Origin of the sequence: Saccharopolyspora sp. (assembly GCF_017434145.1) — a bacterium.
In the GTDB taxonomy this organism is placed as follows: domain Bacteria; phylum Actinomycetota; class Actinomycetes; order Mycobacteriales; family Pseudonocardiaceae; genus Saccharopolyspora_C; species Saccharopolyspora_C galaxeae.
Window position 1 is genome coordinate 1 of sequence record NZ_JAFRFW010001058.1, and the last position, 1,715, is coordinate 1,715.

2 protein-coding genes and 1 pseudogene are annotated in these 1,715 nt (G+C 68.5%); 1 reads left to right on the forward strand and 2 read right to left on the reverse strand.

Annotated features, from left to right (window positions below):
* Window positions 1–282 (forward strand): annotated as a pseudogene (locus tag IJH84_RS28865) (hypothetical protein); the annotation flags it as partial.
* A 66-nt stretch (window positions 283–348) separates the two neighbouring features.
* On the opposite strand, the gene IJH84_RS28870 reads toward IJH84_RS28865, so the two are convergent.
* Together IJH84_RS28870 and IJH84_RS28875 are read right to left on the reverse strand one after the other, a co-directional pair.
* Window positions 349–909 carry a ferritin gene (locus tag IJH84_RS28870; protein ID WP_200068102.1) on the reverse strand — a complete coding sequence of 187 codons (561 nt, stop codon included), beginning with the start codon at window positions 907–909 and terminating at the stop codon, window positions 349–351.
* 245 nt (window positions 910–1,154) lie between these two features.
* Window positions 1,155–1,715: arginine deiminase family protein (locus tag IJH84_RS28875; RefSeq protein WP_295151211.1), on the reverse strand; the 561-nt coding region annotated here is incomplete at its 5' end.

A 1,715-nucleotide genomic window follows, 5' to 3' on the forward strand; every position in this document is an offset into this window, starting at 1 on the left:
CCCGTGCGCCCGGCGGCGCCGGTGGGCGTCACGCCCAGCTCGACGCAGCAGCGGACGCATCCGCACGTGGGCCCCACGTCACCGCCGCCGGACCGGCCGAGCCGGATCGAGCAGCCGGGAGCACCGCCCGAGGTGCCGCGCGGCAGTTCGACGCACGAGATCCCGTCGATCCTGCGCGATTCGGAGTCCTCCCGGCCGGAGCCGACGACGTCCAGTCCGTCGAGCTCGGAATCATCGACCTCGCAGTCGACGTCCTCGGCCCCCAGCGGCGACGCGGACTAGACCAGCGGCGAACCGCGCGAAAAGGGCGGCCGGACAATCCGGCCGCCCGTCGTAATCGCGCCTTGGTCACACGGCGCCGCCCGCCACGGGCGGAGCGGTGGCGTCGAGGCCTTCGTCGCCCACGTTCTCGCGGGCGAGGAAGTTCTCCACGTCGAACAGGTTGCCGTTGGAACGGTCCACCACGGCCAGCAGCGTGGACATCTGCGAGACCTCTTCGACCTGTTCCTTCAGGAACCACTGCAGGAACTGCTCACCGAGGAAGTCGCCTTCGTTGCGGGCCTCCTTGGCCAGCGTGAAGAACTCCTGGGTGACTTCGCGCTCCTGTTCCAGCGCCAGCGCGACGAGTTCGCGGGTTTCGGTGAAGTCGTTGCGGACCTCGTCGATGGCCGGGATGGCCACCTTGATGTCGTTGTCCATCAGGTACTGCACGATCATCATGCCGTGGTTGCGCTCTTCCAGCGCCTGCCGGTAGAAGTGCGCGGCCAAGCGGGGCAGGTCCTCGTTGTCGAACCACACCGCTGCCGCGAGGTACTGCTGCGATGCGTTCAGCTCGTTGCGCACCTGGTCCTGCAGCAGCTGGTGGAATCGGGATTCGCGGGGCTGGAGCTTCTTTGCGGTGACGTTCATGCTGCCGATGGTACGCCGAATTCGCGCCCTCACAATTTGGCGAGGAATGCCTGGAGGAACCTTCGCCTCGCCTTTCCCAGGTTCCCTTCACCTAATTTCGGCAAGGCGATCCTTACCGGTGTTCGTGGTGGTTATCCGGCTGCGGCCCGACTTCGCGCGGGATTTTGCTCCGGCAGCTTCGCGATGACTTCCGGGAGGCCGCCCGGCACAACGTGGATCGGGTGAGCGAAATCATTTCGCAGCCGTCAAAGCGCCTCGCGGACGAGCGGGCAGGACATGCACATCGTGCCGCCGCGGCCGGAGCCGAGTTCGGTGCCGCTGACGCGCAGCACCTCGACTCCGGCGGCTTCCAGGCGGGAGTTCGTCTCGACGTTGCGCTCGTAGGCGACGACGACGCCGGGGGACAGCGCGAGCGTGTTGTTGCCGTCCTCCCACTGCTCGCGTTCCGCGGTGACCGGGTCCAGGCCGGTGTCGATGACGCGGAGGCGGTCGATGCCCATCGCGCGCGCCGCCGCGTCGAGGAACGGCTCCGGGTCGGCGACGTCCAGGTCGCCGTCCTTGGGGCGCAGCGCGTACGCGGTCAGCGAATGCTGCACCGCCGGGTACATCACCACGGCGTCCACATCGACCATCGTGCACACCGTGTCCAGGTGCATCGACGCGCGCTGCTGCTCGATCGGCACGGCGAGCACGGTGTGCGCGAGGTCGTCGGCGAACATCGAGCGGGCGAAGGACTCCGCGCCCGCCGGGGTGGTGCGTTCGCCGACGCCGATCGCGACCACGCCCGGCGCCAGCAGCAGCACGTC